The following is a 26,999-nucleotide window of genomic DNA, read 5'->3' on the forward strand; positions in this document are numbered from 1 at the left end:
GCGGCGCGGCGTCTGGTCCATCAATCCTGGTCAAGGCTACCCTTGAAGGCAACCCGGCAGGCACAGGAATACGGGTTCGACCGCGCGTCCTACTGCACCCGCGCCCAGGTCTGGCTCTTGCAGATCAGCCCGCCCGCGACGCAGCCCGACAGGCTCATCCGGTCGCCCTGGACGCTGGCCTTGCCGTTGTAGATCTTGTCGTTGGCCGGGCGCCAAACCTTGCCGGCATAATTCCCGCCGCCCTGCGGGGCCATGTCGATGACGATCTGGCGCCCGACATTGGGCGACCGGTATTCGGCCTGGTCCTTGAAGGCGCGGGTGATCGTACCGCAAAAGGCTCCGCCGCAGGGGGCGATCGTGACATGGGCGAAAGCGCCCTCGTCCGGCTGGGTCTGCCAGATGCCCTCGATCGGGTCGGCTGTTGCAGCAGTGCCCGCCAGGGCAAGAATGGCGGCGGCGATGATGTGGCGCATGGGGTTCCCTCCTCGTGATGGCGGGATGCTGCGCAGGCGCCACAAGTCTGGCAAGCATGACGTGAGGTCGCGGCACCCTTCCGTTCCGTTCGCCCCCGTGGCAAAGGATGCGCGACTGCAATGCCCGGAGACGCGCCATGATCCTCTATCCAGCCATCGACCTGAAGGACGGCAACTGCGTCCGCCTGCTGCGCGGGAAAATGGAGGCGGCGACCGTCTTCGGCACCGACCCGGCAGCGCAGGCGCGGGCCTTCCAGGATGCGGGCGCGGAATGGCTGCACCTGGTGGACCTGAATGGTGCCTTTGCAGGCCGTCCGGTCAATGCGGCGGCGGTCGAAGCGATCCTGGCCGCCACCCAAATCCCCGCCCAGCTTGGCGGCGGCATCCGAGACATGGCGATGATCGAAAACTGGCTGTCCAAGGGCCTGTCGCGCGTGATCCTGGGAACGGTCGCGGTGGAAGACCCGGACCTTGTTCGTCAGGCTGCGACGGCCTTTCCCGGCCAGATCGCGGTCGGCATTGACGCACGCGGGGGCCGCGTCGCGACCCGTGGCTGGGCGACCGAGACAAATGTCATGGCCACCGACCTGGCGCGGCAGTTCGAAGACGCGGGCGTCGCCGCCATCATCTATACCGACATCGACCGCGACGGCGCCATGGGCGGCCCGAACATCGCCGCGACGGAAGCACTGGCCCGGGCGGTCAACATTCCGGTCATCGCATCCGGCGGAGTGTCGTCGCTGGACGACCTGCGGGCCTTGGCGCAAACGCAGGTGATCGCCGGGGCGATTTCTGGCCGGGCGCTTTACGATGGGGCGATCGACCTTGGCCAGGCCTTGGCGCTGCTGAAATAGCCGGTCAGATCTGGCGTTCGGGCATCTGCACGACCAGCCCGTCCAGGGCGTCCGTCACCTTGATCTGGCAGGTCAGCCGGGACCGTTCCGGGTCGGGCTGATAGGCAAAGTCCAGCATATCCTCCTCCATCGGATCGCGGGGGGGAAGCTGGTCGATCCAGGCCGGATCCACATAAACATGGCAGGTCGAACAGGCGCAGGCACCGCCGCAATCGGCGTCGATGCCCGGCACGCCATTGTCGCGCGCGCCTTCCATCACCGTCATGCCGGGCTTCACGTCAACCTCGTGGCGGGTTCCGTTATGCTCGATATAGGTGATGCGGGCCATGGCTGTGTCCTTTGCTGTGCAGGGGGCAGATAGGCCATCGGTCCCGCAATGAAAAGGGGCGTGGCCCGTCAGGCGGTGCCGAACCCATCGGCGGGGCCGTCAAACAGGAACTGGCCCGCCCTGTCCCATGGCCCGCCGCGATAATGCCACAACAGGAACCCGGTGGCCTTGAACGCAAAGGGCTGAAACCCGGCGCCAAGGTCGTCGAACAGCCTGCGGGCCTGGGGTGGGGCGACCTTGTTCTGGATCGTCACATGAGGCCTGATCCGCTGGCGGTCCTGCGGGGTCAGCACATCGGCAAAGACGCCCGACAGCGCCGCCCGCATCCGTTCGAGTTCGGGGCAATCGAGATTATAGGCCACGCCCTTGCCAAGATGGCGCAGGCCCGTCACCCGGCCTGTCAGGACTGGCGTGGTGCGGGCCACCCGGTCCAGTTCCTGCGCGATCCAGCCGATGCGTGCCCCCGGAAGGTGATGGAACAACGTCAGATGCGCGGGAATGTGGTTGCGCGCGGGCGGGAAATGCCGCTGCCGCATAGCCTGGAAATGGGCAAAGCTGGCATCGTCGAACCGGACCGTCACGATCAGAGGCGGGTCGTCCGTCATCAGCCGAATCCCTTCGTTCTACGCATTTGCAACTTCATGCGCTGCCATGAAAAGGGGCGGCCCGCGCCTGCGAACCGCCCATTGCCGTCATGCCTGGCAGGATCGCCCCCAGGCTTGTGCCCTCAGCCTTTGTCGACCGGCAGGGCCACGAAGCGCGGCTCTCCGTCGCGGCGCACCAGGACCAGCAGCGACTTGCGGCCCGCCTCGCGCGCCTCGTCGATGCGGGCGTTCAGGTCGCCCACCGATGCAACGGGTTGCTGGCCCGCCTCGGTGATGATGTCGCCGGGGGCTAGGCCCTTTTCGGCGGCTTCGCTGGCCGGATCGACCTCTTGCACCAGCAAGCCCTGCGCATCGTTCGGCAGGCCCATGTCCGCGGCCATTTCCGGGGTCAGAACGGACAGCGACATTCCCAGGACGTTCTGCTGGCGGGGACTGTTGTCCGAACCGCCAGGCGTCTCTCCGGTGCCTTCGGCGGTTTCGCGGCGACCCAGCGTCACGGACAGCGTGACCGGACCGTCGGTCCGCTGCACCACGACATCCACCGGTTCCCCGGCAGGCGCCTCGGCCACGCGGCGGACCAGGCCGCGCGTATCGGCGACCTCGGACCCGGCAAAGTTGGTGATCACGTCGCCCGCACGCATCCCGGCCTCTTTCGCGGGGCCTTCGGGAACATCCGTGACCATGGCGCCCGATTCAGCGGCCAGGCCAAGCGCCTCGGCCATGTCGGGGGTCACGTCCTGGATCTTGACACCCAGCCAACCACGACGGGTTTCCCCGAATTCACGAAGCTGATCGACCACGGTGGACACAACGTTGGACGCCATCGAAAAGCCGATGCCGATGGATCCGCCATTGGGCGACAGGATCGCGGTGTTCACGCCCACGACCTCGCCCTTGAGATTGAACAGCGGGCCGCCGGAATTGCCCCGGTTGATGGCCGCGTCGGTTTGCAGGTAATCGTCATAGGTTCCCGACAATTCGCGGTTGCGGGCCGACACGATTCCCGAACTGGCCGAAAAGCCCTGGCCCAGCGGGTTGCCAAGCGCCAGCACCCAGTCGCCCACGCGGGCCTCGTCCGAATCGCCGAATTCCACAAAGGGCAGCGGATCGGGGCTTTCGACCTTCAGCACGGCCACATCGGTGTTGGGATCGGTGCCGACCACTTCGGCGGGCAGGGTTTCGCCGGAATAGAACTCGATCTCGATCTCGTCCGCGCCTTCGATGACGTGGTTGTTGGTGACGATGAAGCCATCAGCCGAAATCACGAACCCTGACCCGAGCGCGTTGGACCGCTGGGGCATACGGGGACCGCCCCGACCTTCCTGCCCCGGCGCTCCGGGAAAGCCGAAGTCGCGGAACAGGTCGGAAAAGGGGCTGCCCTCGGGAAGCATCGGGCCGCCCTCGCCGCCGGTGGGCTGGGCCACGACGGCGGTGGTGGTGATGTTGACCACGGCAGGGGCGACCTGCTGGACCAGATCGGCAAAGCTGTCGGGCATGACCTGCGACGAGGCCGTTTCCGGCGCCGACAAAGGTTCATTGTTCTTCGCCGCCTCTTGCGCCTGCTGGCTGGCCTCGGGCGAGATATCGGGCTGCGCGTCCTGCGCGGCCGCAAAGCCAAGCCCGACGGTCAAGGCCAGTGCCGAGGCGGTCAGAAGGTGCCGAGGAGAAAGCGTCTTCATGCGGATGTCCTCATCTTTCGCGTGCTTCGGTCCTGACAGGGGCCGGGGACCGCCGGTGATATGAAGAAGAAATAGGGCGGCGTTGCAAATAAACCACGCTCTCGGACAGTGAACTGATCGTGATTTTTATTGCAGAAAGGGCGGATGGTCTGCCATCCGCCCTTTTTCGTTTCTTATTCCTGCACCGGCGCGGCCTGGTCGGCCCCGTCGCCTTGGTCAGGCGCCGGCTCGGCTGTTCCTTCGGACGCCGGCTCTGCCGCCGTCTCATCTGCCGCGGGCGAAAGGTCATCCGACTGCGGCGCTGCAGGCGCGGCAGTGTCCTCGCCCTGCGTGGCAGGGGCCACCACGCCTTCGGTTTCCTGCGGCGGCGTGGTCAGCATTTCCGGCACGGGGGTCAGGGTAACGCCTGCGCTTTCGCCAAGGCGGTTGCCGTCACGGTCGGTTACGGTAGGCGTGACCAGGCCTTCCTCCTCCTCGGGGGCATCGGGGGCCAGGGCCGCGCCTGCCGAATTGCCCGCAGGCACCGGCGTGGGCGAAGGGTTCGCGCGGCTGGATCCGTCGTCGCGCAGATAGCTGAAGAACTCACCGTCCGGCTGCAACACCATGGTACTGTTTTCACCCCGGATCGCGCGCTCATAGGATGTCATCGACCGCGTGAAGGCAAAGAACTCCGGGTCGCGGCCAAAGGCGTCGGCATAGATGGCGTTACGCTGCGCATCGGCCTCGCCTCGGGCGATCTCGGCCCGCTTTTGCGCCTCCGAGGTCAGTTCCGTGACGGTCCGGTCGGCGGCGGCGCGAACGCGCTGCGCGGCCTCGCCACCCCGTGCGATCTCGTCCGCGGCTTCGCGCTGGCGTTCGGCGCGCATCCGGGCATAGGTCGCGTTCAGGTTCTGCTCGGGCAGGTCGGTGCGGGTCAGGCGCACGTCGATGATCTCGACCCCCAGCCCTTCCGAGTTGTTGCGCGCCTCGTCCCGGATCTGGTTCATCAACGCGGTCCGGTCGTCAGACAGGACGCTGGTCGACGGGACCGTGCCCAGAACCTCGCGGATGGCGTTGCGCACGATGGGTTCCAGACGGCCCTGCGCCCCTTGGATCCCGCCCGCGCCAACGGCCTGGCGGAAGCGGACCACATCGGTGATGCGCCAGCGGGCGAATGCGTCCACGATCAGGCGGCGGTCATCCAGCGGCGTGACCTCCAGCGGGACGGTCGGCAGGCCCAGGATGCGGCTGTCGTATTTCTCGACATTGTCCAGGAACGGCACCTTGAAGCCCAGGCCCGGGTCTTCCTTGACATCGACCACGCGGCCCAGGCGCAGGACCAGGCCTTGTTCGCGTTCGTCCACGATGAACAGGGACGAGGCGACCAGCACGGCCACCGCGATCAGGGCGGGAATGGCCAGCGTCGCGGCCGTTATTCTGCGAGCGGCGGCCATCAGTTGGTCCCCCCGATATTGGTGTTGCCCTGAACCTGGTTCTGACCTTGGGACTGGTTCTGGCCTTGGCCTTGGCGCTGACCTTGGCCTTGGCCCGGGTCACTGCGGCGCAACTGGTCCAGCGGCAGATAGGGCACGACGCCCGATCCCTGCCCCTCGACCCCGTCGCCCAGGATCACCTTGTCCACGCCACCCAGAACATTCTCCATGGTTTCCAGATACATCCGGCGGCGGGTCACCTCGGGCGCCTTCACATATTCCTCGTAGATCGAATTGAACCGCGCGGCTTCACCCTGGGCGGTGTTGACGGCTTGGGCGCGGTAAGCCTCGGCCTGTTCCAGGGCTTGGGCGGCATCACCGCGCGCTTGTGCCAGCACGCGGTTGGCATAGGCGTCAGCCTCTTTTTCCAGCCGGTCGCGTTCCTGCTGGGCGGCCTGCACCTCGCGGAAGGCGTCGATCACCTCGGCGGGCGGGTCTGCGCGGTCAAGGTTGACGCGGACCACGTTGATCCCCGACTGGTAGGCGTCCAGCGTTTCCTGGACCGAGGTTTGCAGGTCGTTGGCGATGGTGCCCCGATCGCGGTTCAGGATCGGCGCCAGTTCGCTGCGCGCGATGATGTCGCGCATCGAGGATTCGGCCACGGCGCGCATGGTGTCGGCCGGATCGGCCAGGTTGAACAGGAATTTCTCGGGGTCAGAGATGTTCCAAACGACCTGGTATTCCATGTCCACGATGTTCTGGTCGCGCGTCAGCATCAGCCCGTTGTCCATTTCGCCCTGACGCCCGGTGCCGATTTCCGTCACGCGTTCGTTGGTGACGGGAATGACCTCGGCGGTGACGACCGGCCAGGGCGCAAAGTTCAGGCCTTCGGTTCCCACGGCCACGGCACGGCCGAACAGGAACTCGACGCTGCGTTCGTTGGTCTGCACGCGATAGAAGCTGGCAAAGGCCCACAAGGCCAGCAGGATCAGCCCGCCGATGGTCAGGGTGGACCGGTTCAACTGGAATCCCGGCGCCTGGGGCCGACGCGGACCGCCGCCGTTCGGCCCAGGGCCGCTGCCGCGCCCGCCCATCAGCACGCGCAGACGTTCCTGGCCCTTCTTCATCAGTTCCTCGATCTCGGGCATCTGCTGCGGACCGCCGGGGCGCTGCGGCCCTTTCGGCGGTTGCTGCTGTCCCCAGGGGCGGTTCGTGGGACGCTTGTCGCGATCCTCGTCATCTCCTCCGCCGTTTCCGCCGCCCCATGGGCCATGACTTGCCATCAGTGGTCCTTCTTTCTTCTTCGGAATTCCGTTGCTTGAAAACTGGTGCCATGGGGGGAAATGTCAACCCGGACAACCCCCGCCCGCGCCCATCTGTCGCAATTGTCAGGCGGTTGCAGCCCGTGCAGGAACCGCCAGCCGGTGCTGCCGCGCAGGCTGGCGCATCGTCACCAGTTCCTCGGCAGCAGTGGGATGGACCGCCATGGTCGCGTCGAAATCGGCCTTGGTCGCGCCCATGGTGATGGGGATCGCGGCAAGCTGGATCATCTCGCCCGCGTCGGGACCGAAGATGTGACATCCCAACACAAGGTCGGTTTCGGGATCGACCAGCAGCTTCATCATGATCTTAGCATTGCTGCCCGCGAACATCGACCGCATCGGGCGGAAGGTGGTGGCATAGACATCCACGTCGCCCCGCGCGCTGGCCTGTTCCTCGGTCAGGCCGATGGATGCGGCCTCGTGCGGGCGCAGATAAACGGCGCTGGCGATATTGGAATGGGCGACCTTGCGCGCCCGGCCGCCGAAAACGGTGTCGGCAAAGGCATGGCCTTCGCGGATCGCCACGGGGGTCAGGTTCACCCGGTCGGTCACGTCGCCCACGGCAAAGATCGAGGGGACCGAGGTCTGGGACCATTCGTCCACCTGAATCGCCCCATTGGGCCTCAGGTGGACGCCGGTCTTGTCCAGCCCCAGGCCGCCGGTATAGGCATCGCGCCCGGTCGCCCAGAACACCGCGTCGAAATCGTCGCGGCTGTTGTCGGTAAAGGTCACGCGGGTCCGGTCGCCTTCGCGTTCCAACCCGGTCGGGTTAAGGTTCAACCGCAGGTCGATGCCCACTTCGCTAAGCTGCAGGGTCGCCAGATCGCGCACCTGCCGGTCGAACCCGCGCAGCACCGCATCGCCGCGATAGACCTGCACCGTTTCGCAACCCAGGCCCGCAAGAATGGTCGCGAATTCACAGGCGATATAACCGCCGCCCACCACAAGCACCCGGCGCGGCAGGCTGTCCAGCAGGAACAGGTCGTCCGAGATCAGGCCCAGTTCCTCGCCGGGAATACCCGGCAGCACGGGACGCCCGCCCACGGCGATCAGGATGTGCTTGGCCGTCTTTTGCGTCCCATCCGCCAGGGCGACGGTGTGGTCGTCGACGATGGTGGCCCGCTGGTGGAAGATCTGAACCCCGGATTTTTCCAGGTTCGCGGTATAGATCAGTTCCAGCCGGGTCAGTTCGGCATCCAGCTTGTGCCTGAACACCGGCCAGTCAAACCGCCCCGCCTGGGCGCCTTCCCAGCCATAGCCGCGCATCTCCTCGGCCATCAGCCCGGCCTGGGACGCGAAGATCATCAGCTTTTTCGGCACGCAGCCGCGAATGACACAGGTGCCCCCCATGCGGCTTTCCTCGGCCAGGGCCACGCGCGCGCCATGTTCGCCCGCCGCGATCCGCGCCGCCCGAACGCCGCCCGAGCCGCCGCCGATCACGAACAGGTCAAAGTCGAAAGTCACGGTTCAATCTCCTTCGCCGGCCAGCATGTCGGCGTCTATATCGGCATTGCGGTCCAGGCGGACAACCGTGCCGTCCGGCTTGCCGATGATGGCCAGGTGGCACATCCCCAGGAACAGGCCGTGTTCCACGACCCCCGGAATGGCCGACAAGGCGCGGGCCAGGGCGACCGGGTCGGGGATCGCGCCCAGATGCAGATCCAGGATCCAGTTGCCCTCGTCCGTGACCCAGGGATCGCTGCCCTTCAGGCGATGCAGCACGTCGCGCTCGGCCAGGTCCAGATCGCCAAGGGCGCGGCGGACCAGGGTGCGGGTGGTTTCGAACCCGAACTGCACCACCTCGACCGGCAGGGGAAAGACGCCCAGTTGCTCTACCACCTTGGCAGGATCGGCGATCACCACCATCCGGTGGCTGGCCGCGGCGACGATCTTTTCGCGCAGATGCGCGCCGCCGCCGCCCTTGATCAGGTGCAGGTCGGGATCGACCTCGTCGGCGCCGTCGATGGTCATGTCCAGCCAGCCTATCTGGTCCAGGCTTTCGATGGTCAGCCCCAGGCTTTCCGCCAGGTCGCAGGTCGCCTTCGAGGTGGCGGCGCAGCGCAGCGACAGCCCCTCGGCCCCCGCGCGCGCGGCCAGTTCGCGCACCATGACGCTGGCGGTCGATCCGGTGCCCAGGCCCAGCTTCATGCCGTCCCGGACCAGGGCCACCGCGGCACGGGCGGCGGCCAGCTTGGCGGGATCGGGTTGAGGGTTCTGGGTCATGGCAGCCTCCGGTCCAAAGCGTTGCAAAGGTTATAGGCCAGCGGCGTGCTGCCCGCCACCGGCAAAACCCTCAGCCCCGGCTGGCGCTTTCGGGCAGGATCACCGTGAACGTGCTGCCCTGGCCGCGCGTGCTGTCGATGCGCAGGCGGCCGCGGTGGCGGTTGACGATATGCTTGACGATGGCCAGGCCAAGCCCGGTTCCGCCCTGCGCACGGGACCGGTGCGTATCGACCCGGTAAAAGCGTTCGGTCAGGCGCGGCAGGTGCATCCCCTCGATCCCCTCGCCCCGGTCCCGGATCTCGACGGCCCAGGCCGGGCCGCGCAGAAGGGGTTCGTGGTCGATGCGGCGCATGACGACGCCAAGATACCCGCCGTAGCCCCCGTATTTCAAGGCGTTCTCGATCAGGTTCTGGAAGATCTGGACAAGCTGGTCGGGATCGCCCGGCACCACCTGGCTGCCGCCAAGGCCCTGGGTTTCCACCGTGACGCCCGCCGCCTGGGCCGCACGGTCCATGGTTGCCAAGACGCCTCGCAGCAGCAGGGGCAGGTCGACCTGGCCCGAAGGACGGCGCCGTTCCTCGGCCTGGACGCGGCTCAGGGACAAAAGGTCGCTGACCAGGCGGTTCATGCGTGCGGCCTCGCGTTCCATGATGTCCAGGAAACGGTCTCGGGCGCGGGCATCGTCGCGGGCCGGGCCGCGCAGGGTTTCGATGAATCCGATCATCGCTGTCAGCGGCGTCTTCAGCTCGTGGCTGACATTGGCGACGAAATCGCGGCGCATCTGCTCGGCTTCCTCGGTCACCGAGCGGTCGATCACCGCAATCGTCGCCCCCCGCCCAAGGGGCGAAGGCAGCCGCGCCACGGTGATGTCGGCCGCGATGTCGCGCCCGTCGGCCACGATCGCCGCGTTCAGCCGTGCCACGCCATCGATGGGCGGGAGCGCCGAGGGGTCGGGCGCAGGGGCGGGATGGCGGTCGGGATCCAGCACCCAATCCACCGCCGCGAGGACGCCCGGATGGCGCACCACCGTGACAAAGGGCCGGTTCAGCAGATCGCCGCCGCCGAACAGGGCCACGGCCGCCCGGTTGGCACCGATGGTGCGGGCCTTGTCATCGACGGCCAGCATCGGGACCGGCACGCCCTCCAGCAGGTCCGAGGCCCCGCGGTGGCCGTCCTGCATCACCCGACCTGCCGCAAGCCCGCGCGAAAGCGCGCGGCATTGGCGCGGTATCGTGCGGCGGACTGGCGAAGGCCGGCCTGCGCCGCGTCGTCCAGCACCCGCACGACCTTGCCGGGGGCGCCCATGACCAAGGCGCCGGGCGGGATTTCCTTGTTCTCGGCGACCAGGGCGCCCGCGCCGATCAAAGCCCCTGCCCCGATCCGGGCGCCGTTCAGGATCGTCGCGCCCATGCCGATCAAGGCGCCCTCGCCGATGGTGCAGCCGTGCAGGATCGCGCGGTGACCGATGGTGCAATCCGCGCCGATCACCAGCGGACAGCCGGGATCGGTGTGCAGGACGCAGAGATCCTGGATGTTGCTGCCCCGCCCTACGCGGATTTCCTCGTTATCGCCGCGCAGGACCGCGCCCCACCAGACCGATGCGCCGTCCTCCAGCACGACCCGGCCCATCAGTTGCGCGTCGGGCGCGACCCAGGCATCCGCCGCAAGCTGCGGGGCGATGCCATCCAGTTCCCAGATCATGCGTGTTCCTCCATCAGATCCTTGACGAAGCGGCCCAGGCCCCCCTGCCGGTCGCGGCGCAGGCGTTCGGCGGTCAGGATGGCGCGCAGGTTGTGTTCGGTCCGGTCCAGATCGTCGTTGACCAGGACGTAATCGTATTCCGCCCAATGGCTGATCTCGGCCCGGCTTTTCGCCATCCGGCCCTCGATCACCCCGTCGCTGTCCTGCCCACGTGCGCGCAGGCGGCGTTCCAGTTCCGGCAAGGACGGCGGCAGAACGAAGATCGACACGACATGGCCGCCTAGGGCCGATGCGCGGATCTGCTGGCCGCCCTGCCAGTCCACGTCGAACAGCGTGTCGCGCCCGTCGCGCATCGCGGCCTCGACGGGCGCGCGGGGGCTGCCGTACAGGTTCCCGAACACCTCGGCGTATTCCAGCATCTGCCCCTGCTCGACCATTTCGTGAAAGGCCCCGGGCGAGGTGAAGACGTAATGCTGCCCGTCCACCTCGCCCGCGCGGGGGGGACGGGTGGTGGCGGATACCGAAAAGCGCAGCGAGGGATCCCAATCCATCAGCCGCCGGGCCAGCGTGGATTTCCCTGCGCCCGAAGGCGATGACAGGATGATCAGCAGGCCGGTTCTGTCCATGGGGCGTCTTTCTTTTGGCTTTGGGCGCGGGATGGACCAGCGATGCGGGACGGTCAAGACCCCGGCCCCCCTTGCCATCTTAACCATTCGTTAGGAAAACGACTCGGCATGGGGCGAAGTTATGTTTATCATGCCATTGGAGAGTATAGCGTGTCCGCGTTCCTGGACGCGCGCCAGTGACGAGGGTTCAACAGTGTCGGAATGGCAGGACGACAAGGCGTCGCATCCGCCCCGGGCGGATGGCACGGGACAGATTTTGCAACTTGCGGATTTCAACCCGGCGCAACCTGCGCGAATTCTGGCCGATATGCGCGCCTATTGGGACAGCCTGCGGCGCGGCCGGGCCGTGCCCGCGCGCTCCGACATCCAGCCCCAGGGCATCCACCGCGCCCTTGATCACGCCTTCATCCTGGAACGAATCGCCCCCGGTGCCGCGCGCTTTCGCCTTGCGGGCCAGCACCTGATCGACCTGATGGGGATGGAGGTGCGGGGCATGGCCTTTTGTTCGCTGGCCAATCCCAGTTCGCGCGGCCGCTGGTCGGACGTGCTGGAATCGGTCTTCCGCGCCCCGCAACTGGCGCAGATGACGCTGCACGCCAAGGCGGAATATGCCCGCCCCGAACTGTCGGCGCGGCTGCTGCTGCTGCCCTTGTCCTCGGACCTGGGCGACGTGACCCGCGCGCTTGGCTGCATCATCGCCGAAGGCCAGATCGGCATCGCGCCGCGCCGTTTCGACCTGGTTTCCGACGAGGTCATGCCGATCATCGAGGGGGGCAAGACCCTGGCGCCCTCGGCTTCGGATTTCGGCCGCGACTGGCGCGGGGCCGGGCCGGGCAAGGCCCTTGACCTGCAACCTTCCGAACGCCCGGCGAAACGGGCGGACAGCGCGGAATCGCGGCGGGCCAAGTTCCGGGTGATCACCCCGAACCCCGCCACGCCGTCGCTGCCCTCGGGTGCGACCAGAAGCTAGGCGGACTAGCGGGGCGGACGGCCAGGAACGCCGCCGCCCGTCCTTATCCCACCGGCACGACGCGCACTGCGCCGCCCTTAGCCGACAGCGCGATTTCCCCTGCCGCCAGGCGCAATGCATCATGGCCGAACACCTCGGCCCGCCAGCCTTTCAGCGCGGGCAGATCGCGGTCGCCCTGGGCGATGGCGTCCAGTTCCGAGGACGAGGCGATCAGCTTGGGCGCCACGCCCGACGCGTCGGCCTTGGCCTTGAGCAGCACGCGCAAAAGGTCGGATAAGGCCGCATTGCCGGGCTTGCCGGGTTCGTCGGCCTTGGGCTGGGGCAGATCCTTGGATTCGATCCCCGCCTTGACGGCGGCCAGGATGCCATTGGCGATATCGCCCTTGCGCGCTTCCCGCAGCAGCAGGCGGGACCGGCCCAGGTCGGCCTCGGTCAGGGGCTTGGTCGAGGCGACCTCGATCATCGCGTCGTCCTTCAGCACGCGGGTCCGGGGAATGTCGCGTTCCTGGGCATAGGTTTCGCGGAACCGGGCCAGTTCGCGCAGGATCGCCAGGAAGCGCGGCGAGTTGGTGCGGGTCCGAATCTTCTGCCAGGCTTCCTCGGGACGGGTGATATAGGTTTCGGGGTCTTCCAGGACCGCGATTTCCTCGGCCAGCCAGCTTTCGCGGCCGTTCTTGCGCAGCTCGGCCGACAGGAATTCATAGATGACCCGCAGATGCGTCACATCGGCCAGGGCATAGGCGGCCTGAGCGTCCGACAAGGGCCGGCGCGACCAGTCGGTAAAGCGCGACGACTTGTCCAGGTTCGCCCGCGCGATCCGGCGCACCAGGGTTTCATAGCCTGCCTGTTCGCCAAACCCGCACACCATCGCGGCCACCTGGGTGTCGAACAAGGGCTGCGGGAACAGGCCCGCGTCGTGAAAGAAGATCTCCAGATCCTGGCGGGCGGCGTGGAACACCTTGAGCGTACCGGTGTGGCGGAACAGGTCATAGAGCGGCTCCAGCGACAGGCCTTCGGCCAAGGGATCGACCAGAACCGCCTCTCCTCCCGGGGTGCCGGGGGTCGATGCGGGCGGAAGCGCAAGCTGGATCAGGCACAGCTTGGACCAATAGGTCCGCTCGCGCAGGAATTCGGTATCGACCGTGACATAGGGGGCGGTTTTTGCGATCTCGCAGAAACGTGCCAGGTCTTCGGTCCGGGTGATGGTGGTGATGTCGTCGCTCATGTGGGTCTTTCGCGCGGGGCGGTTCGTCCGCCAATTGGGAACGGATAAGGCGAAGCTTCCCCGATGAAAAGCGTTTTTGGTCAGCCGGGCTGACGGATCACAGGGCGTCGATGTCGCCCTGCGCCCGGACCGCATGAAAATCGGCCACGAACGCGTCCAGCCGCCCTTCGGCAATGGCGCCGCGCAGGCCCGCCATCAGTTCCTGGAAATAATGCAGGTTGTGCCAGGTCAGCAGCATCCCACTGATCATTTCGCCTGCACGGAAGACGTGGTGCAGATAGGCGCGGCTGTATCCGGTGCAGGCTGGGCAGGTGCAATCCGCGTCCAGCGGGCGCGGATCGTCGGCATGGCGGGCATTCTTGATGTTGACCTGGCCCCGCCGCGTCCAGGCCTGTCCGGTACGCCCGGACCGGGACGGCAGCACGCAATCCATCATGTCAACGCCCCGCTGCACCGCACCCACGATGTCATCGGGCTTGCCCACCCCCATCAGGTATCGCGGCTTGTCGGCGGGCAGGAAACCCGGCGCGTAATCCAGGACGCCGAACATCGCCTCCTGTCCCTCGCCCACGGCAAGGCCGCCGATGGCATAGCCATCAAAGCCGATGGCCTTCAGGGCCTCGGCGGATTCCTCGCGCAGGTCAGGCGTGACGCCGCCCTGCATGATGCCGAACAGCGCATGGCCCGGCCTGTCGCCAAAGGCGTCGCGCGACCGCTGCGCCCAGCGCATCGACAGGCGCATGGACTGGGCCACGGCGTCGTCGGTCGCCGGCAGCGCGGGGCATTCGTCAAAGCACATCACAATGTCGCTGCCCAGCAGGCGCTGGATTTCCATGCTGGTTTCGGGCGACAGCATATGCTTGGACCCGTCGATATGGGATGAAAAGGTGACGCCGTTTTCGGTCAGTTTGCGAAGGGCGGCCAGCGACATGACCTGGAAGCCGCCGGAATCCGTCAGGATCGGCCGGTCCCAGTTCATGAAACGGTGCAATCCGCCCAGCCGCGCGACCCGGTCCGCGCCAGGGCGCAGCATCAGGTGATAGGTGTTGCCCAGCAGGATGTCCGCGCCCGTGGCACGCACCGATTCCGGCAGCATCGCCTTGACCGTGGCCGCGGTGCCCACCGGCATGAAGGCGGGCGTGCGGATCTCGCCCCGCGGCGTGTGGATGGTGCCGGTGCGGGCACGGCCGTCGGTCGCGTGAAGGGTAAAGGAAAAACGCTCGCTCATCGGGGGGCCTGTCGCTGGAACCGGGCGTGTTTATCCAATGCGGAGGGGGATCGCAATGCGCCCCCTCTCTGGACCTGGGGGGGCGGGGTGCCTATATGAAAGCAAATTCGACAGGAACACGCCATGACTGAACCGCAGGAAGGCGCCCCGCTGATCGCGCCCTCGACCACCGACCATCCGCTGTATGACAGCGTCGTCGAAGCCTGCAAGACTGTTTATGACCCGGAAATCCCGGTCAACATCTTCGATCTGGGGCTGATCTATACCATCCAGGTCAACCAGGAAAACGAGGTGCGGATCATCATGACCCTGACCGCGCCGGGCTGCCCCGTCGCGGGCGAGATGCCGGGCTGGGTCGCCGACGCTGTGGAACCCTTGCCGGGCGTCAAGCAGGTCGATGTGGAAATGACCTTTCAACCGCAGTGGGGCATGGACATGATGTCCGACGAAGCGCGGCTGGAACTGGGCTTCATGTAGGAAGACGGGGGGCTGTCTGCCCCCCGGCCCCCGAGGATATTTGGACCAAGGCAAAACAGCTACGTCTTGATGGGCGGGGGTTGCGGGATTATCTTTGGGGTGAACAGAAGGAACGCGCCATGTTTGCCATTCCCGGATCCGTGCCGGTCACGATCACGCCCGCCGCCGAACGCCAGATTGCGCGGCTGATGACGGGCAAGAACGCCTTTGGCCTGCGCATCGGGCTGAAAAAGGGTGGTTGCGCAGGCATGGAATACACCATGGACCTGGTCGAGGCGGCAGAGCCGCACGAGGAAGTCGTGCAACAGGGTGCGGCCCGCGTGTTGATTGCGCCCCGCGCGCAGATGTTCCTGTTCGGCACCGAGATCGACTATGAAACGGGGCTGCTGGAATCGGGCTTCAAGTTCCGCAATCCCAACGTGACCGATGCCTGCGGTTGCGGGGAATCCGTGCGGTTCGAGCCGCTGGATGGAAGCCGCGCCGCAGGGTGACCGGCTTTCCGTCGCAGTTGCGGCGCTATCATGATTGCGAACCGGGCGTCATGGTCCTAAGCCGTTTCAAACGCTTGGAGGATGGCATGGCACCGCGCAAACTGGCAGCCGGAAACTGGAAGATGAACGGCGATCTTGCCGCCCTGGCCGAGATCGACGCATTGACGGCGGCCCAGGCGGCGCCGGGCTGCGACGTCCTGATCTGCCCGCCTGCCGTTCTGATCCATCCGATGAGGGCGCGCATCGGCGCGGGCGCCATTGCGGTCGGCGGGCAGGATTGCCATGCAAAATCCTCGGGCGCCCATACGGGCGATATCTCGGCTGCGCAGTTAAGGGATGCGGGTGCGTCCCATGTGATCCTGGGCCATTCCGAACGCCGCGCCGATCATGGCGAAACCGATGCGATGGTGGCGGCCAAGGCCGCGGCCGCCCACGCCGGCGGCTTGACCGCGATCATCTGCGTGGGCGAAACCGAGGCGCAGCGCGATGCCGGGGAAACCCTGGCGGTGATCGCCTCGCAACTGGACGGGTCCATCCCCAAAGGCGCGACGGCGGTCAATACCGTCATCGCCTATGAGCCGGTCTGGGCCATCGGCACCGGGCGCACGCCGACCCTTGTCCAGATCGCCGAGGTTCATGTGCTGATGCGCGAGCGCCTGGAGGACCGGGTCGCAGATGCGGCGCAGGTCCGGCTGCTTTACGGCGGCAGCGTCAAGCCCGCCAATGCGGCCGAGATCTTTGCCATTCCCCATGTGGACGGTGCCCTTGTCGGCGGGGCCAGCCTCAAGGCGGCTGATTTCGGCCCGATCATCGCGGCCCTGGCGGCAGCTTAGCGGGCGAAGGCGACCTGAAGCCCATGACCGCCCGTTCCCCCTGGCTTGTGCTGGCCATCGTGTCCAGTGCGCTGTTCCTGATCGTGATCGACATGACGGTGCTTTACACCGCCTTGCCGACGCTGACGCGCGACCTGGAAGCCTCGGCCACGGAAAAGCTGTGGATCGTCAATGCCTATTCCCTGGTCGTAGCGGGGCTGCTGCCGGGCGCGGGCGCGCTTGGCGACCGTTACGGGCACCGGCGGATGTTCACGATCGGCCTGGCGATCTTTGGCGCGGCATCATTGGCGGCAGGCTTTGCGCCCACATCCGCCACCCTGATCGCGGCGCGTGCGGGCCTGGCCGTGGGCGCTGCGGCCATGATGCCCGCCACGCTGTCGATCATCCGCCACACATTCGAGGATCCGGACGACCGCGCCCTTGCAATCGGCATCTGGGCCGCCGTCGCATCGGGCGGCGCGGCGCTTGGCCCGGTGATCGGCGGCGCGCTGCTGGAACATTTCCATTGGGGCGCGGTGTTCCTGATCAACCTGCCGGTGGTGCTGGCGGCGCTTGCCCTGACGGCCGCCTTTGTGCCCCGGGGCCAAGGTCACGGGCACCATCCCTTTGATCCTGTCGGATCGCTGCTGGTCCTGGTCGGGCTGGTCGGCGTGACGCTGGCCATCAAGGAAATCGCCAGGCCGGACCCGTCGCTGACGGTGCTGCTGTTGTCCGCCCTGGCGGGCCTTGCCGCCTTGGTGCTGTTCTTTCGCCGCCTGCGCCGCAGCGCCAATCCGATGATCGACCTGACGCTGTTCCGCGACCCCCGATTTGCAGGGGGCGTGATTGGCGCCCTTGTTTCGGCTGCGGCCCTGCTGGGGGTTCAGCTTGCCATTACCCAGCGCCTGCAGCTTGTCCAGGGGCTGTCGCCGCTGCAAGCGGGGCTTTTCGTCCTGCCGATCCCGCTGGCGTCGTTCTTGGCCGGGCCGGTCGCGGGCATGATGCTGGGCCGGGTTGGCGCAGGCCGCCTGCTGGCGGCGACGCTTGTTGTCAGCGGGGCGGGCATCCTGGTTTACTGGGCAGGCGTAGGCCACCAAGGGATCGAACTGGCGAGCTTTGCCATCATGGGCGCGGGCATCGGGGCTGCGATGACGGCGGCCTCGTCCACCATCATGCTAAGCGCGCCTGCCGACCGGGCGGGCATGGCGGCATCGGTCGAGGAAGTGTCCTATGAACTGGGCGGCGCGCTTGGCATTGCCGTCCTGGGCAGCCTGATGGCCGGGATTTACAGTGCTGCGTCCAGTGCCGCAGGCTTGGGAAGCAAGGCCTCGGATTCGCTGGATGGCGCCCTGGCCCTGGCCGCGACCTTGCCCGCGCCACAGGCTGATCGCCTGCTGTCCATCGCCTATGCCGCCTTCGACCGGGCCACGGGGGCGGTGGCCCTTGCGGCGGGCCTGGCGCTCTCGGCGGCAGGCGCCTGGGTGGGCCGCATCAACCGCATGGATGGCCGCGTCCAGCAGGGCGCTTGACGCCCGACCGGGCGCGGGGCAAGCAATCGCCATGATCGACCTTCGCCCCGTGGCCCATCCGATCGGCAAGATCATCGTGACCCTGGGGGTTTCGATGCTGGCGCCCATGGGGGTGGACTGGTGGCACGGCGATCCGCACTGGGCGGTCTTTCTGCAATCCGCCGCGCTCACGATGGTCGTGGGCACGCTGGTATCGGTCGCGACCTGGGGCAATTACCGCAACCTTTCGATCCAGCAGGCCTTCCTGCTGACTTCGGGGCTGTGGGCAGTCTTGCCGCTGTTCGGCGCCCTGCCCTTCATGCTGGGCCAGCCCGACGCCCGCTTCGTCGATGCCTATTTCGAGGCGATGTCGGGCGTCACCACCACCGGCACCACGGCCTTTCCCCAACTGGACGGCCTGCCCCGGGGCACGCATTTGTGGCGCGCGATCCTGCACTGGATCGGCGGGTTGGGGATCGTGGTGGTCGCCATGGTGTTCCTGCCGATCATGAAGGTCGGCGGAATGCAGTTCTTCCGGTCCGAGGGTTTCGACACCCTGGGCAAGATCATGCCCCGCGCCGGAGAGATCGCGGCCGAGATGACGCGCATCTATGTCATGCTGACGGGATTCTGCACGATCACCTATCTGTTGCTGGGCATGAACGGGTTCGACGCCATCGTGCAGGCCTTCGGCACGGTCTCTACCGGGGGGTTCTCCAATTACGACGCCAGTTTCGGGGCATTCCTAGGTCCGATCGAATGGGCTGCGTCGTTCTTCATGATCCTGGCCTCGATCCCGTTCATTCGGCTGGTGCAGGGGATGCGGGGGGATTTCACGCCGATCTGGCGGGACTTGCAGATCCGAGCCTATCTTCGCTGGATCTTCTATGCCTGCGCGATCATCATCGCCTATCGCGTGGTCTTCCTGCAGCATCAGGGCAATGTCTTCGACATCACGCGGGAAACCGTGTTCAACACCGTCTCCACCTTTTCGGGAACGGGGTTCTTTTCGACCGATGTGATGACCTGGGGCCACCTGCCGCTGGCGATCCTGATCATCTGCGGGCTGATCGGCGGATGCACGGGATCGACCGCCTGTTCGGTCAAGGTGTTCCGATACCTAGTTCTGTTCCAGGCCGTGCGCGCACAGTTGCGCCGGATGCATTCGCCGCACCGCGTCTATGCCCTCCGCTACGAGGGCCGTCCCCTGGACAAGGACGTGATCGATTCCGTCATGGCCTTCTTCACGCTGTTCATGCTGACCTTTGGGCTGCTGATCGTGGGCCTGTCCCTGACCGGGCTGCATCCCCGCACCGCGCTGACCGGCGCCTGGACCGCCATTGCCAATATCGGCCCGATCTGGGGACCGGAAATCACCGCGAACGGTTCCATCGCCGAATTTCCCGACAGCGCCAAATGGCTGATGACGCTGGGAATGTATCTGGGCCGGCTGGAGCTGGTTTCCGTGCTGGTCCTGCTGCTGCCGCGCTTCTGGCGGGGTTAAGGATTGCCCAGCGGTTCCGTAGCAGGCTGAGCAGGCGCATCATTCGCCGCTGGCCCCTTGCGCGCAAAGCTGTCCGACATTTCTGCCGCGATCCGCGCCTGGCCTTGCGCATCGGCTGCGGGCCAGATGAGGACAAATCCCTCAGCCCGGCCATCGCGGACCCAGCCCTCGGCGCGGCCGATATGGGCGTCATTGGCACCTTCCAGCAGGACATGGCCGGGCTTGATGGTCCGGGTCGGCTGCGGCACCCAGCCAAGCGCGGTCACAAGGCCGGACAGATCCAGCAATTCCTGCTGACCGCCGGGCTGGCTGAACAGGATCAGCGCAGCCCCCGACCCGTCCTTGGGACCATAGATCGACAGCGCCCGTTCCGTCCGGTCAAAGGCCAGCCGGTCCATCGGCGCCATGACTGACAGCCCCGTGGCCTGGTCGTCCAGCATCGTCAACCCGACCTCGGATCGCCATGCGTCGCGGCGAGCGATCAGTTCGGCCATCGCGGTGCCGGGATCGATGGACAGGCGTTCGGCCAGGATCTCGGCCTGGATGGCGTCGCGGGTGCGGGGGCCGGACTTGCCGTCGATGTCCCCGTCGTAAACGCCCGCCCACCGCAACGCGCGCTGCACCTGGTCCAGCGGCGGCATGGCGGCGGCGGTGGCGGGCGGCGCCGGCAGGTCGGGGGACTTTCCCGCCTGAACCACCGCGCCCAGTTCGGATGCGTCCGACACGAAGGCGTCGTCCGGCACCACGTCGCCATCCTTGAAGATCCGCAGCCATGCATCGGCAGCAGGCCGGTCCACCGGACCCAGCACCACCCCGAACCAGCCGTTCGGCAACTGCGCCAGCCCGGCGTCGGGGAAGGTTTGGCGCCATTCCGTCAGGGCCGCATCGGCGTCCGCCCGCGCCTGCACCGATTGCAGGCGGATATAAGCGCCCGGCGCAGGCAGGTCCGGCTGCGGGGCGGGCTGCGCCGCCTGGGCCACGGGGACGGCGTCGCCCACAGGGGTCAGCACCACGTCATCGCCCGGCACGGTGACAAAGCTGTCGGGCGGGATCCGGCGCGCGTCCTTCAACTGGCCGATCCGTTCGCCCGCTTCCTCGGGTGTCAGCGGGCCTATGGCAATCGCGGTCCAGCCGCCCGGCAGCGGGAATGTCACCACCTCGCCCAGCTGGCTGGCCCAGCGTGCGGCGGCTTCTGCCACGTCGTCGCCCTGCTTGGCCTCGATGCGGATCACGGCGTCCTGCGCGAAAGCCATCACGGGCAGCCCAGCCGCCAATACCACCCATGCCAAGCGCCGCATCCCCGTTCCCCTTCGCTGGCCGTTCTTGCGGCCTTTATTGACCCTGTTCCCTGCCCCGCCTAGAAGGCGCGCAAGCTTGTGCTGATCTATGCAAAGGACGGCCCCGATGACCAGCCCCAACCGACCCCGCTGCTTTCAGGAAATCATCCTGCAGTTGCAGAACTACTGGGCCGCACAGGGCTGCGCCGTCCTGCAACCCTATGACATGGAGGTTGGCGCGGGCACGTTTCACCCGGCAACCACCCTGCGCGCGCTTGGCGGGCGGTCCTGGGCCGCGGCCTATGTCCAGCCTTCGCGCCGCCCGACGGATGGCCGCTATGGCGAGAACCCGAACCGCCTGCAGCATTATTATCAGTATCAGGTCATCATCAAGCCAAGCCCTGCGAACCTGCAGGATCTGTATCTGGGCAGCCTGCGCGCCATCGGCCTGGACCCCCTTGTCCACGATGTCCGCTTCGTCGAGGACGACTGGGAATCCCCGACCCTGGGCGCCTGGGGCCTGGGGTGGGAGGTCTGGTGCGACGGGATGGAGGTCAGCCAGTTCACCTATTTCCAGCAGGTCGGCGGCCACGATTGCCGCCCGGTGTCGGGCGAGCTGACCTATGGCCTGGAACGGCTGGCGATGTATGTCCTGGGCGTGGAACACGTCATGGATATGCCCTTCAACGATCCAGACGCCCCGATCCCCCTGACCTATGGCGACATCTTCCGCCAGACCGAACGCGAATATTCCCGCTGGAACTTCGATCAGGCCGACACGGACACCCTGTTCCAGCACTTCAAGGATGCCGAGGCCGAATGCGCCCGGATCCTGGCCGCCGATCCGGTGGACGCCGCCGGCCGCACCATCCCCATGGCGCACCCGGCCTATGACCAGGCGATCAAGGCCAGCCATATCTTCAACCTGCTGGACGCGCGCGGCGTGATCTCGGTCACCGAACGGCAGGCCTTTATCGGTCGCGTCCGCGCCTTGGCAAAAGCCTGCGCCGACCTGTTCGTCACAACCGAGGCCGCCCAGGCCCCCGCCGCGTCATGAACGGCAAGATCGTCGGCATCGGGCTGCTGGCCATTGGCGCGGTCGCGGGCGGCGGGATGTGGTATTTGCAGGAATACTATTTCTACGACAGGATCCCCGCCGCCGATGCGATCACCGTGCAGACTGCCGCTGGTCCGATCGCCGTGCCGGCCAGCGATTTCCAGGGCATCGACGGCGACAGCTCGCCCCTGAAATGGCGGGCCTGCGCGGTGCTGGCCGAACAGCCCGCCGACCCCGTGCCGTTCAAGGGCGCGACGCCCATCGGCGCGCCCCGCTGGTTCGACTGCTTCGACCACGGCCAGATCACGACCGACCTGGAATCCGGTGCGGCCCAGGCCGTGCTGGGCCAGGCCGAGATCCGCCCCGACGTGGACCGCGTGCTGGCGATCTATCCCGATGGCCGCGTCTATGGCTGGCACCAATACAACGACAAGACCCCGGAACGCGGAGTGATGGACTGATGCCCGACCTGTTGATCGAACTCTTTTCCGAGGAAATCCCCGCCCGGATGCAGGCCCGCGCCCGCGAGGATCTGAAGAAGCTGGTGACGGACGGACTGGTCAACGCCGGGCTGACCTATGCCAGCGCCGGTGCCTTTTCCACGCCCCGTCGCCTGACCCTGGCGGTCGAAGGACTGACTCCCAACAGCCCAACCACGCGCGAAGAACGCAAGGGCCCCCGCACCGACGCGCCTGAGGCCGCGCTTGAAGGCTTCCTCCGCTCCACGGGCCTGACCCGCGACCAACTGGTCGCCCGCGACGACAAGAAGGGCCAGGTCTGGTTCGCCACCATCGAAAAACCAGGCCGCCCCGCATCCGAGATCGTGGCCGAGGTGCTGGACGCCACCATCCGCAACTTCCCCTGGCCCAAGTCGATGCGGTGGGGCGCGGGTTCGCTGCGTTGGGTCCGCCCGCTGCATTCGATCATCTGCCTGCTGTCCGACGAATCCGGCGCCACCGTGGTCCCCCTTACGGTCGAGGGCATCACCGCTGGAAACGCCACGCGCGGCCACCGCTTCCTGTCGCCCGATGCCTTCACCGTCACGGGCTTTGACGACTATGCCGCGAAACTCCGCCGCGCCCATGTGATCCTCGACAGCCATGAACGCGAGGAAGCGATCCGGCAGCACGCCGCCAATCTCGCCTTCGCGCGGGGGTGGGAAATCGTGCCCGACGACGCCCTTTTGTCCGAGGTTGCGGGCCTTGTCGAATGGCCCGTCCCCCTGATGGGCGTGATTGAGGAGCGTTTCCTGGACCTGCCGCCCGAGGTGCTGCAAACCTCGATGAAGGAACACCAGAAGTTCTTCTCGGCCCGCAATCCCAAGACCGGCCGGATCGAGGGCTTCGTCACCGTCGCCAATATCGAGACCCCCGACGACGGCGCGACGATCCTGGCCGGAAACCAGCGCGTTCTGGCGGCGCGGCTGTCGGACGCGGCGTTCTTCTGGGAAAACGACCGGCGCGAGGCGAAGGCGGGGATGGGCGCCTGGCCCGAGGGGCTGAAGTCGGTTACCTTCCACAACAAGCTGGGCAGCCAGGCTGACCGGATCGCCCGTATCGCTGCCCTTGCTAGCGAGATCGCGCCGCTGGTCGGTGCCGATGCAGATCAGGCCGAGAAGGCCGCAAAGCTGGCGAAGCTGGACCTCCGCAGCGCCATGGTCGGCGAGTTCCCCGAATTGCAAGGCACGATGGGCCGGTATTACGCCCTTGCGGCAGGTGAGTCCGAGGCCGTCGCTGACGCCGCCCGCGACCACTATTCGCCGCTTGGGCCGTCAGATGATGTGCCAACTGCTCCGGTGTCGGTGGCGGTGGCGCTTGCGGACAAGATCGACACGCTGACCGGGTTCTGGGCGATTGATGAGAAGCCTACAGGATCGAAGGATCCCTATGCGCTGCGGCGTGCGGCATTGGGGGTTATCAGGCTTCTGTGGAACAATGGCCATCACATTAACCTAATTCCGCATCTTAGAAACCTGATTAGTAAGTTCCTCGAAGGTGAAAGAATAAAAACAGCTCGGGATCTTATTCGCGGTCTTACGTTAATAATTGAACAAGAACCTGCGCTTGAAGAACAATACGATCCTCTAGGAGTGTTAGATCAGCATGGTAAAGACTTAAGCGCTTATAATCACCAGCGGCTTGAAAAGTTCACAAACCAAAACCCTCTTACTAAGCTCTCCATGGCTGGTGCCCTAAATCAAATGGAACTTTGGTATGCGGAAACCATTAATGAGTGCAACCGAAAGGCCACCGACCTCCTCTCCTTCCTCCACGACCGCCTCAAGGTCTATCTCCGCGATCAAGGCATCCGCCACGACATCATCGACGCCGTGCTGGCGCAGCCCGGCAATGATGACCTCGTGCTGGTGGTGAACCGCGCCACCGCCCTGAACACCATGATGCAGACCGACGACGGAAAGAACCTGACCCAAGGCCTCAAGCGCGCCGGAAATATCCTTGCGCAGGCCGAAGAAAAGGACGGCGTCGAATACAGCTTCGGCGCCGATGTGAAGTTCGCCGAAACTGATCAGGAACGCGCCCTCTTCACCGCTCTCGACACAGCCGAACCGGCGATAAAGGCCGCGATAAACGCCGAGGACTTCCCCGCCGCCATGACCGCCATCGCACATCTTCGCGCGCCCATCGATGCCTTCTTCGACACCGTGCAGGTCAATACCGACCATCAGATCGTCCGCCGCAACCGCCTTAACCTGCTGCACCGCATCCGCGCTGCAGGCCAGCAGATCGCGGATTTCACCAAGGTCGAGGGATAGCCAAAAGGGCCAGGAAATAAATCCCGGCCCTTTCGCTCTGGTCCAAATATCCCACAGGGGGCCTGGGGGACGTGAAGTCCCCCAGCGGTGCCGTCACACCATCCGGTCGACCATCATATGCTTGATCGAGGCAATCGCCTTGGCCGGGTTCAGGCCCTTGGGACAGGTATTGGTGCAGTTCATGATCGTATGGCAGCGGTACAGCTTGAAGGGATCCTCGAGTTCGTCCAGCCGCTCGCCCGTCGCCTCGTCGCGGCTGTCAATGATCCAGCGATAGGCGTGCAACAGTGCCGCCGGGCCAAGATACCGGTCGCCGTTCCACCAGTAGGACGGGCAGGCGGTCGAACAGGACGCGCACAGGATGCACTCATACAGCCCGTCCAGCTTCTTGCGGTCCTCGATCGACTGCTTCCATTCCTTGCCGGGGGTGGGCGACTTGGTGATCAGGTAAGGGTTCACCGAGGCGTGCTGGGCATAGAAATGGGTCAGGTCGGGCACCAGATCCTTGACCACCGGCATATGCGGCAGCGGATAGATGGAAATGTCGCCCTTCACCTCGTCGATGCCATAGATGCAGGCCAGGTGGTTGCCCCCGTCGATGGTCATCGCGCAGGATCCGCAAATCCCCTCGCGGCAGGACCGGCGGAACGACAGGGTCGGGTCGATGTCGTTCTTGATCTTGATCAGCGCGTCCAGGATCATCGGCCCGCATTTGTCGGTATCGACGAAATAGGTGTCCAGCCGCGGGTTCTCGCCCGTATTGGGATCCCAGCGATAGATCGTGAACTTGCGGACATTGGTCGCGCCCTCGGGCCGGGGCCAGGTCTTGCCGACGCGGATCTGGCTGTTCTTGGGCAGGGTGAACTGGACCATTGGGTGCTCCTTTACGAAGTGCCTTGCGGCGCATCCGCCGCGAAAAGATGCTCGGTGCGCGCGACCAGATCGACGATCCGGCCATGTGCATGGGGGTTCAGCGACAGGCCGTTCAGCCTGCGCAGGAATTCGGTGGCGCCGTCGTTCAGGCGGCTGTTGGTCGGCCCGTCCAAGGGGTCAAGCGAGTCGATCAGGGCATAGTCCAGCCCCGCATGGCGCAGCAACTGGCGACCGGGGCGCAGCAGGTCATCCTCGTCCTCCAGCTTGAAGCGGGTGACGCGCCCGCCGGTTTCGGCGTTCAGGCGACAGATCAGGTCGCCCCAGCCAGGAAGATCGGCAGTCTCGGCCTCGAATTCAACCAGGCTGCGCTCATAACCGTCGGTCCGCACTGCCTGCGCCCAGACCGAGGGCCGCCAAGTCTTCTGCTTGCGGGTATAGACCACGAAATCCACCGCGAAATCCCGCGCCTCGGCCACCAGCAGCGCGGCGATCTGCGGCAAGGCGGGGTAAAGCCGGACCTCGCCGCCATTGCCCGGCATGGCGCCCGCCAGGTTTTCATGGCTGATCAGCACCGGCACATCCGTCTGGGGAAGCCCGTCCAGCACCTCGCGGAAGGCCTGCTTCAACGCCTGTTCGCGATCCTTGTCGGGGGCCAGGCTGAATCCGACCGCCGCCCGGCCCAGGGGCCGCATGGGCGACCCTTCCTCGGGCGTGCGGACCACCAAATCCCCTGCCAGCGCATCCTCGTTGCGCCGCAGGTGCCGCTGGATCGAGGTGCTGCCGGTTTTCTGAACGCCCATGTGGACGATCAGGCGCCGCGCCTTTCCCGCATCCTGTTTCCCTGGCATCAGGACAGCCTTTCCTGCTGCAGATCGGCTGTCACCGCACTGCGGTCCAAGGTTTTCAGGCGGACCTGCGAAAGGATCCGATGCACCTGCAAGGTGACAGCCTCGGTGGACAATCGTGAAAGGGCCGCGTCATGGGCCGCGTCCGCCATGCGGTTTCGCGCATCCGGGTCCGCGATCAGGCGGCATATCGCATCCGCCCATATCTTGCGATCATTGCTGACGATGCCCGATCCGGCGGCAAAGAACAGATCATGGTCCGCTTCATCGCTGCAGATCACCGGCACGCGTGCGTCGATATATCCCAGGATCTTCCCGAATGACTTGCCCAAGCTGAAGTTGCGGCCCGCCAGGGGCGACAAGCCGATGGACACGTCCCGAAGGGACACAAGAAACTGGGCGTAATCCATGAAGGGCAATATTTGCAGGCGGACACCCGCCGTGGCCATTTCCCTCAGGATCGGGTGGTTCTCTTGTCCGACGCAGCGATAAAGGCGGAAATCGACCGGGCCTATCCGTGACACGACATCCAGCATGACATCGCGGCAAAACCGCATTTCATCGGGATAGCCAAGCGGGTCGGCCTGCGCCCAGGTGATGATCGGCTGGCGTGCGTGATGATCGGGCCGGGGCGCGGTCGACAAGGGCGTTCCCGTCCAGACGATCGACACGTCGTCGTTGAACTGCACCGCCCAGTCGTGCAGGAAGCGGCTTCCCGCCATGACCGCCCTGGCTT

At 66.1% G+C, this 26,999-nt stretch carries 27 protein-coding genes; 10 read left to right on the forward strand and 17 right to left on the reverse strand.

Features of this window, described 5'->3' with window-relative positions:
* Nucleotides 1–89: 89 nt before the first annotated feature.
* Nucleotides 90–473 carry a DUF2147 domain-containing protein gene (locus Q5701_RS11555; RefSeq protein ID WP_306751131.1) on the reverse strand — a complete coding sequence of 128 codons (384 nt, stop codon included), beginning with the start codon at nucleotides 471–473 and terminating at the stop codon, nucleotides 90–92.
* A gap of 137 nt (nucleotides 474–610) precedes the next feature.
* On the opposite strand from Q5701_RS11555, the gene hisA reads away from it, so the two are divergent.
* Nucleotides 611–1,327, forward strand: a complete 717-nt coding sequence (gene hisA, locus Q5701_RS11560) for a 1-(5-phosphoribosyl)-5-[(5-phosphoribosylamino)methylideneamino]imidazole-4-carboxamide isomerase (RefSeq protein WP_306751132.1) — start codon at nucleotides 611–613, stop codon at nucleotides 1,325–1,327.
* A 4-nt stretch (nucleotides 1,328–1,331) separates the two neighbouring features.
* On the opposite strand, the gene Q5701_RS11565 is transcribed toward hisA, so the two are convergent.
* From Q5701_RS11565 to gmk, 10 genes are all read right to left on the reverse strand, one after another.
* Nucleotides 1,332–1,655: a 2Fe-2S iron-sulfur cluster-binding protein gene (locus Q5701_RS11565; protein WP_234853652.1), complete on the reverse strand. Its 324-nt coding sequence runs from the start codon at nucleotides 1,653–1,655 to the stop codon at nucleotides 1,332–1,334.
* Nucleotides 1,656–1,723: 68 nt separating this feature from the next.
* A complete protein-coding gene (locus tag Q5701_RS11570; RefSeq protein ID WP_306751133.1) occupies nucleotides 1,724–2,260 on the reverse strand; it encodes a 2'-5' RNA ligase family protein in 537 nt (178 codons plus the stop codon).
* Nucleotides 2,261–2,382: 122 nt separating this feature from the next.
* Nucleotides 2,383–3,939 (reverse strand): Do family serine endopeptidase, encoded by a 1,557-nt coding sequence (locus Q5701_RS11575; protein WP_306751134.1) that lies wholly within the window; start codon nucleotides 3,937–3,939, stop codon nucleotides 2,383–2,385.
* Nucleotides 3,940–4,112: 173 nt separating this feature from the next.
* Entirely contained in the window at nucleotides 4,113–5,372 is a 1,260-nt protein-coding gene (hflC, locus tag Q5701_RS11580) for an SPFH domain-containing protein (protein WP_306751135.1), read from the reverse strand.
* Nucleotides 5,372–6,634, reverse strand: coding sequence for an FtsH protease activity modulator HflK (gene hflK, locus Q5701_RS11585; RefSeq protein ID WP_306751137.1), 1,263 nt, complete (start codon nucleotides 6,632–6,634; stop codon nucleotides 5,372–5,374). Before hflK ends, hflC begins: the two co-directional genes overlap by 1 nt.
* Before the next feature lie 105 nt (nucleotides 6,635–6,739).
* Nucleotides 6,740–8,137 carry a glutathione-disulfide reductase gene (gene gorA / locus Q5701_RS11590; protein ID WP_306751138.1) on the reverse strand — a complete coding sequence of 466 codons (1,398 nt, stop codon included), beginning with the start codon at nucleotides 8,135–8,137 and terminating at the stop codon, nucleotides 6,740–6,742.
* Between the two features lie 3 nt (nucleotides 8,138–8,140).
* Nucleotides 8,141–8,896, reverse strand: a complete 756-nt coding sequence (rpiA, locus tag Q5701_RS11595) for a ribose-5-phosphate isomerase RpiA (RefSeq protein WP_306751140.1) — start codon at nucleotides 8,894–8,896, stop codon at nucleotides 8,141–8,143.
* A 70-nt stretch (nucleotides 8,897–8,966) separates the two neighbouring features.
* Entirely contained in the window at nucleotides 8,967–10,076 is a 1,110-nt protein-coding gene (locus tag Q5701_RS11600; RefSeq protein ID WP_306751142.1) for a sensor histidine kinase, read from the reverse strand.
* Nucleotides 10,076–10,597, reverse strand: a complete 522-nt coding sequence (locus tag Q5701_RS11605) for a gamma carbonic anhydrase family protein (protein WP_306751143.1) — start codon at nucleotides 10,595–10,597, stop codon at nucleotides 10,076–10,078. Before Q5701_RS11605 ends, Q5701_RS11600 begins: the two co-directional genes overlap by 1 nt.
* A complete protein-coding gene (gmk, locus tag Q5701_RS11610; RefSeq protein WP_306751144.1) occupies nucleotides 10,594–11,223 on the reverse strand; it encodes a guanylate kinase in 630 nt (209 codons plus the stop codon). The genes Q5701_RS11605 and gmk overlap by 4 nt, the downstream gene beginning before the upstream one ends.
* Nucleotides 11,224–11,416: 193 nt before the next feature.
* Here gmk and Q5701_RS11615 point away from each other — a divergent pair, with 193 nt between their 5' ends.
* Nucleotides 11,417–12,193 (forward strand): PAS domain-containing protein, encoded by a 777-nt coding sequence (locus tag Q5701_RS11615; protein ID WP_234853661.1) that lies wholly within the window; start codon nucleotides 11,417–11,419, stop codon nucleotides 12,191–12,193.
* A 43-nt stretch (nucleotides 12,194–12,236) separates the two neighbouring features.
* Here Q5701_RS11615 and rnd read toward each other — a convergent pair whose 3' ends face one another.
* Both rnd and tgt read right to left on the reverse strand, forming a co-directional pair.
* Nucleotides 12,237–13,406, reverse strand: coding sequence for a ribonuclease D (rnd, locus tag Q5701_RS11620; RefSeq protein WP_306755399.1), 1,170 nt, complete (start codon nucleotides 13,404–13,406; stop codon nucleotides 12,237–12,239).
* Between the two features lie 109 nt (nucleotides 13,407–13,515).
* A complete protein-coding gene (gene tgt, locus Q5701_RS11625) occupies nucleotides 13,516–14,646 on the reverse strand; it encodes a tRNA guanosine(34) transglycosylase Tgt (RefSeq protein WP_306751146.1) in 1,131 nt (376 codons plus the stop codon).
* A gap of 123 nt (nucleotides 14,647–14,769) precedes the next feature.
* Between tgt and Q5701_RS11630 the strand changes: the two genes are divergently transcribed.
* The 5 genes from Q5701_RS11630 (at nucleotide 14,770) to Q5701_RS11650 (ending at nucleotide 19,438) form a co-directional block, all read left to right on the forward strand.
* Nucleotides 14,770–15,123: an SUF system Fe-S cluster assembly protein gene (locus Q5701_RS11630; protein WP_306751148.1), complete on the forward strand. Its 354-nt coding sequence runs from the start codon at nucleotides 14,770–14,772 to the stop codon at nucleotides 15,121–15,123.
* Nucleotides 15,124–15,242: 119 nt separating this feature from the next.
* Nucleotides 15,243–15,614: a HesB/IscA family protein gene (locus tag Q5701_RS11635; protein ID WP_234853664.1), complete on the forward strand. Its 372-nt coding sequence runs from the start codon at nucleotides 15,243–15,245 to the stop codon at nucleotides 15,612–15,614.
* An 86-nt stretch (nucleotides 15,615–15,700) separates the two neighbouring features.
* Complete coding sequence (gene tpiA, locus Q5701_RS11640; RefSeq protein WP_306751150.1) at nucleotides 15,701–16,447, forward strand: triose-phosphate isomerase; 747 nt, start codon at nucleotides 15,701–15,703, stop codon at nucleotides 16,445–16,447.
* A gap of 23 nt (nucleotides 16,448–16,470) precedes the next feature.
* Nucleotides 16,471–17,955 carry an MFS transporter gene (locus tag Q5701_RS11645; protein WP_306751151.1) on the forward strand — a complete coding sequence of 495 codons (1,485 nt, stop codon included), beginning with the start codon at nucleotides 16,471–16,473 and terminating at the stop codon, nucleotides 17,953–17,955.
* 31 nt (nucleotides 17,956–17,986) lie between these two features.
* Complete coding sequence (locus tag Q5701_RS11650) at nucleotides 17,987–19,438, forward strand: TrkH family potassium uptake protein (RefSeq protein ID WP_306751153.1); 1,452 nt, start codon at nucleotides 17,987–17,989, stop codon at nucleotides 19,436–19,438.
* Here the strand turns inward: Q5701_RS11650 and Q5701_RS11655 are convergent.
* On the reverse strand, nucleotides 19,435–20,736 hold the full coding sequence (locus Q5701_RS11655) for a peptidoglycan-binding domain-containing protein (RefSeq protein WP_306751154.1): 1,302 nt from the start codon (nucleotides 20,734–20,736) through the stop codon (nucleotides 19,435–19,437). The two genes, Q5701_RS11650 and Q5701_RS11655, sit on opposite strands and share 4 nt — an antisense overlap.
* A 106-nt stretch (nucleotides 20,737–20,842) precedes the next feature.
* Between Q5701_RS11655 and Q5701_RS11660 the strand changes: the two genes are divergently transcribed.
* The 3 genes from Q5701_RS11660 to glyS are packed head-to-tail and all read left to right on the forward strand — an operon-like array spanning nucleotide 20,843 to nucleotide 24,545.
* Complete coding sequence (locus tag Q5701_RS11660) at nucleotides 20,843–21,772, forward strand: glycine--tRNA ligase subunit alpha (RefSeq protein WP_306751155.1); 930 nt, start codon at nucleotides 20,843–20,845, stop codon at nucleotides 21,770–21,772.
* Nucleotides 21,769–22,233 carry a DUF6446 family protein gene (locus Q5701_RS11665; protein ID WP_306751156.1) on the forward strand — a complete coding sequence of 155 codons (465 nt, stop codon included), beginning with the start codon at nucleotides 21,769–21,771 and terminating at the stop codon, nucleotides 22,231–22,233. Before Q5701_RS11660 ends, Q5701_RS11665 begins: the two co-directional genes overlap by 4 nt.
* Nucleotides 22,233–24,545 (forward strand): glycine--tRNA ligase subunit beta, encoded by a 2,313-nt coding sequence (glyS, locus tag Q5701_RS11670; protein ID WP_306751157.1) that lies wholly within the window; start codon nucleotides 22,233–22,235, stop codon nucleotides 24,543–24,545. The genes Q5701_RS11665 and glyS overlap by 1 nt, the downstream gene beginning before the upstream one ends.
* Nucleotides 24,546–24,638: 93 nt before the next feature.
* Here glyS and Q5701_RS11675 read toward each other — a convergent pair whose 3' ends face one another.
* From Q5701_RS11675 to Q5701_RS11685, 3 genes are read right to left on the reverse strand one after another with little or no spacing between them, the layout of a single operon-like run.
* Nucleotides 24,639–25,418 (reverse strand): succinate dehydrogenase iron-sulfur subunit, encoded by a 780-nt coding sequence (locus Q5701_RS11675; protein WP_234853672.1) that lies wholly within the window; start codon nucleotides 25,416–25,418, stop codon nucleotides 24,639–24,641.
* A gap of 11 nt (nucleotides 25,419–25,429) precedes the next feature.
* Nucleotides 25,430–26,266, reverse strand: coding sequence for a hypothetical protein (locus Q5701_RS11680; RefSeq protein ID WP_306751158.1), 837 nt, complete (start codon nucleotides 26,264–26,266; stop codon nucleotides 25,430–25,432).
* Nucleotides 26,266–26,985 (reverse strand): glycosyltransferase family protein, encoded by a 720-nt coding sequence (locus tag Q5701_RS11685; RefSeq protein WP_306751159.1) that lies wholly within the window; start codon nucleotides 26,983–26,985, stop codon nucleotides 26,266–26,268. Before Q5701_RS11685 ends, Q5701_RS11680 begins: the two co-directional genes overlap by 1 nt.
* Nucleotides 26,986–26,999 lie beyond the last annotated feature (14 nt).

Origin of the sequence: Paracoccus actinidiae (genome assembly GCF_030863885.1) — a bacterium.
In the GTDB taxonomy this organism is placed as follows: domain Bacteria; phylum Pseudomonadota; class Alphaproteobacteria; order Rhodobacterales; family Rhodobacteraceae; genus Paracoccus; species Paracoccus everestensis.

Excerpts from the sequence above, each read along its gene's own strand:
- hflC (WP_306751135.1), bottom strand. The coding sequence starts at position 5,372 with ATGGCCGCCGCTCGCAGAATAACGGCCGCGACGCTGGCCATTCCCGCC.
- Q5701_RS11650 (WP_306751153.1), top strand. The coding sequence starts at position 17,987 with ATGATCGACCTTCGCCCCGTGGCCCATCCGATCGGCAAGATCATCGTG.
- Q5701_RS11635 (WP_234853664.1), top strand. The coding sequence starts at position 15,243 with ATGTTTGCCATTCCCGGATCCGTGCCGGTCACGATCACGCCCGCCGCC.
- Q5701_RS11655 (WP_306751154.1), bottom strand. The coding sequence starts at position 20,736 with ATGCGGCGCTTGGCATGGGTGGTATTGGCGGCTGGGCTGCCCGTGATG.
- Q5701_RS11660 (WP_306751155.1), top strand. The coding sequence starts at position 20,843 with ATGACCAGCCCCAACCGACCCCGCTGCTTTCAGGAAATCATCCTGCAG.
- rpiA (WP_306751140.1), bottom strand. The coding sequence starts at position 8,896 with ATGACCCAGAACCCTCAACCCGATCCCGCCAAGCTGGCCGCCGCCCGT.
- Q5701_RS11675 (WP_234853672.1), bottom strand. The coding sequence starts at position 25,418 with ATGGTCCAGTTCACCCTGCCCAAGAACAGCCAGATCCGCGTCGGCAAG.
- Q5701_RS11645 (WP_306751151.1), top strand. The coding sequence starts at position 16,471 with ATGACCGCCCGTTCCCCCTGGCTTGTGCTGGCCATCGTGTCCAGTGCG.
- Q5701_RS11630 (WP_306751148.1), top strand. The coding sequence starts at position 14,770 with ATGACTGAACCGCAGGAAGGCGCCCCGCTGATCGCGCCCTCGACCACC.
- Q5701_RS11605 (WP_306751143.1), bottom strand. The coding sequence starts at position 10,597 with ATGATCTGGGAACTGGATGGCATCGCCCCGCAGCTTGCGGCGGATGCC.
- Q5701_RS11555 (WP_306751131.1), bottom strand. The coding sequence starts at position 473 with ATGCGCCACATCATCGCCGCCGCCATTCTTGCCCTGGCGGGCACTGCT.
- hflK (WP_306751137.1), bottom strand. The coding sequence starts at position 6,634 with ATGGCAAGTCATGGCCCATGGGGCGGCGGAAACGGCGGAGGAGATGAC.
- Q5701_RS11665 (WP_306751156.1), top strand. The coding sequence starts at position 21,769 with ATGAACGGCAAGATCGTCGGCATCGGGCTGCTGGCCATTGGCGCGGTC.
- hisA (WP_306751132.1), top strand. The coding sequence starts at position 611 with ATGATCCTCTATCCAGCCATCGACCTGAAGGACGGCAACTGCGTCCGC.
- tgt (WP_306751146.1), bottom strand. The coding sequence starts at position 14,646 with ATGAGCGAGCGTTTTTCCTTTACCCTTCACGCGACCGACGGCCGTGCC.
- Q5701_RS11575 (WP_306751134.1), bottom strand. The coding sequence starts at position 3,939 with ATGAAGACGCTTTCTCCTCGGCACCTTCTGACCGCCTCGGCACTGGCC.
- tpiA (WP_306751150.1), top strand. The coding sequence starts at position 15,701 with ATGGCACCGCGCAAACTGGCAGCCGGAAACTGGAAGATGAACGGCGAT.
- Q5701_RS11600 (WP_306751142.1), bottom strand. The coding sequence starts at position 10,076 with ATGCAGGACGGCCACCGCGGGGCCTCGGACCTGCTGGAGGGCGTGCCG.
- Q5701_RS11680 (WP_306751158.1), bottom strand. The coding sequence starts at position 26,266 with ATGCCAGGGAAACAGGATGCGGGAAAGGCGCGGCGCCTGATCGTCCAC.
- Q5701_RS11565 (WP_234853652.1), bottom strand. The coding sequence starts at position 1,655 with ATGGCCCGCATCACCTATATCGAGCATAACGGAACCCGCCACGAGGTT.
- glyS (WP_306751157.1), top strand. The coding sequence starts at position 22,233 with ATGCCCGACCTGTTGATCGAACTCTTTTCCGAGGAAATCCCCGCCCGG.
- gmk (WP_306751144.1), bottom strand. The coding sequence starts at position 11,223 with ATGGACAGAACCGGCCTGCTGATCATCCTGTCATCGCCTTCGGGCGCA.
- Q5701_RS11570 (WP_306751133.1), bottom strand. The coding sequence starts at position 2,260 with ATGACGGACGACCCGCCTCTGATCGTGACGGTCCGGTTCGACGATGCC.
- Q5701_RS11685 (WP_306751159.1), bottom strand. The coding sequence starts at position 26,985 with ATGGCGGGAAGCCGCTTCCTGCACGACTGGGCGGTGCAGTTCAACGAC.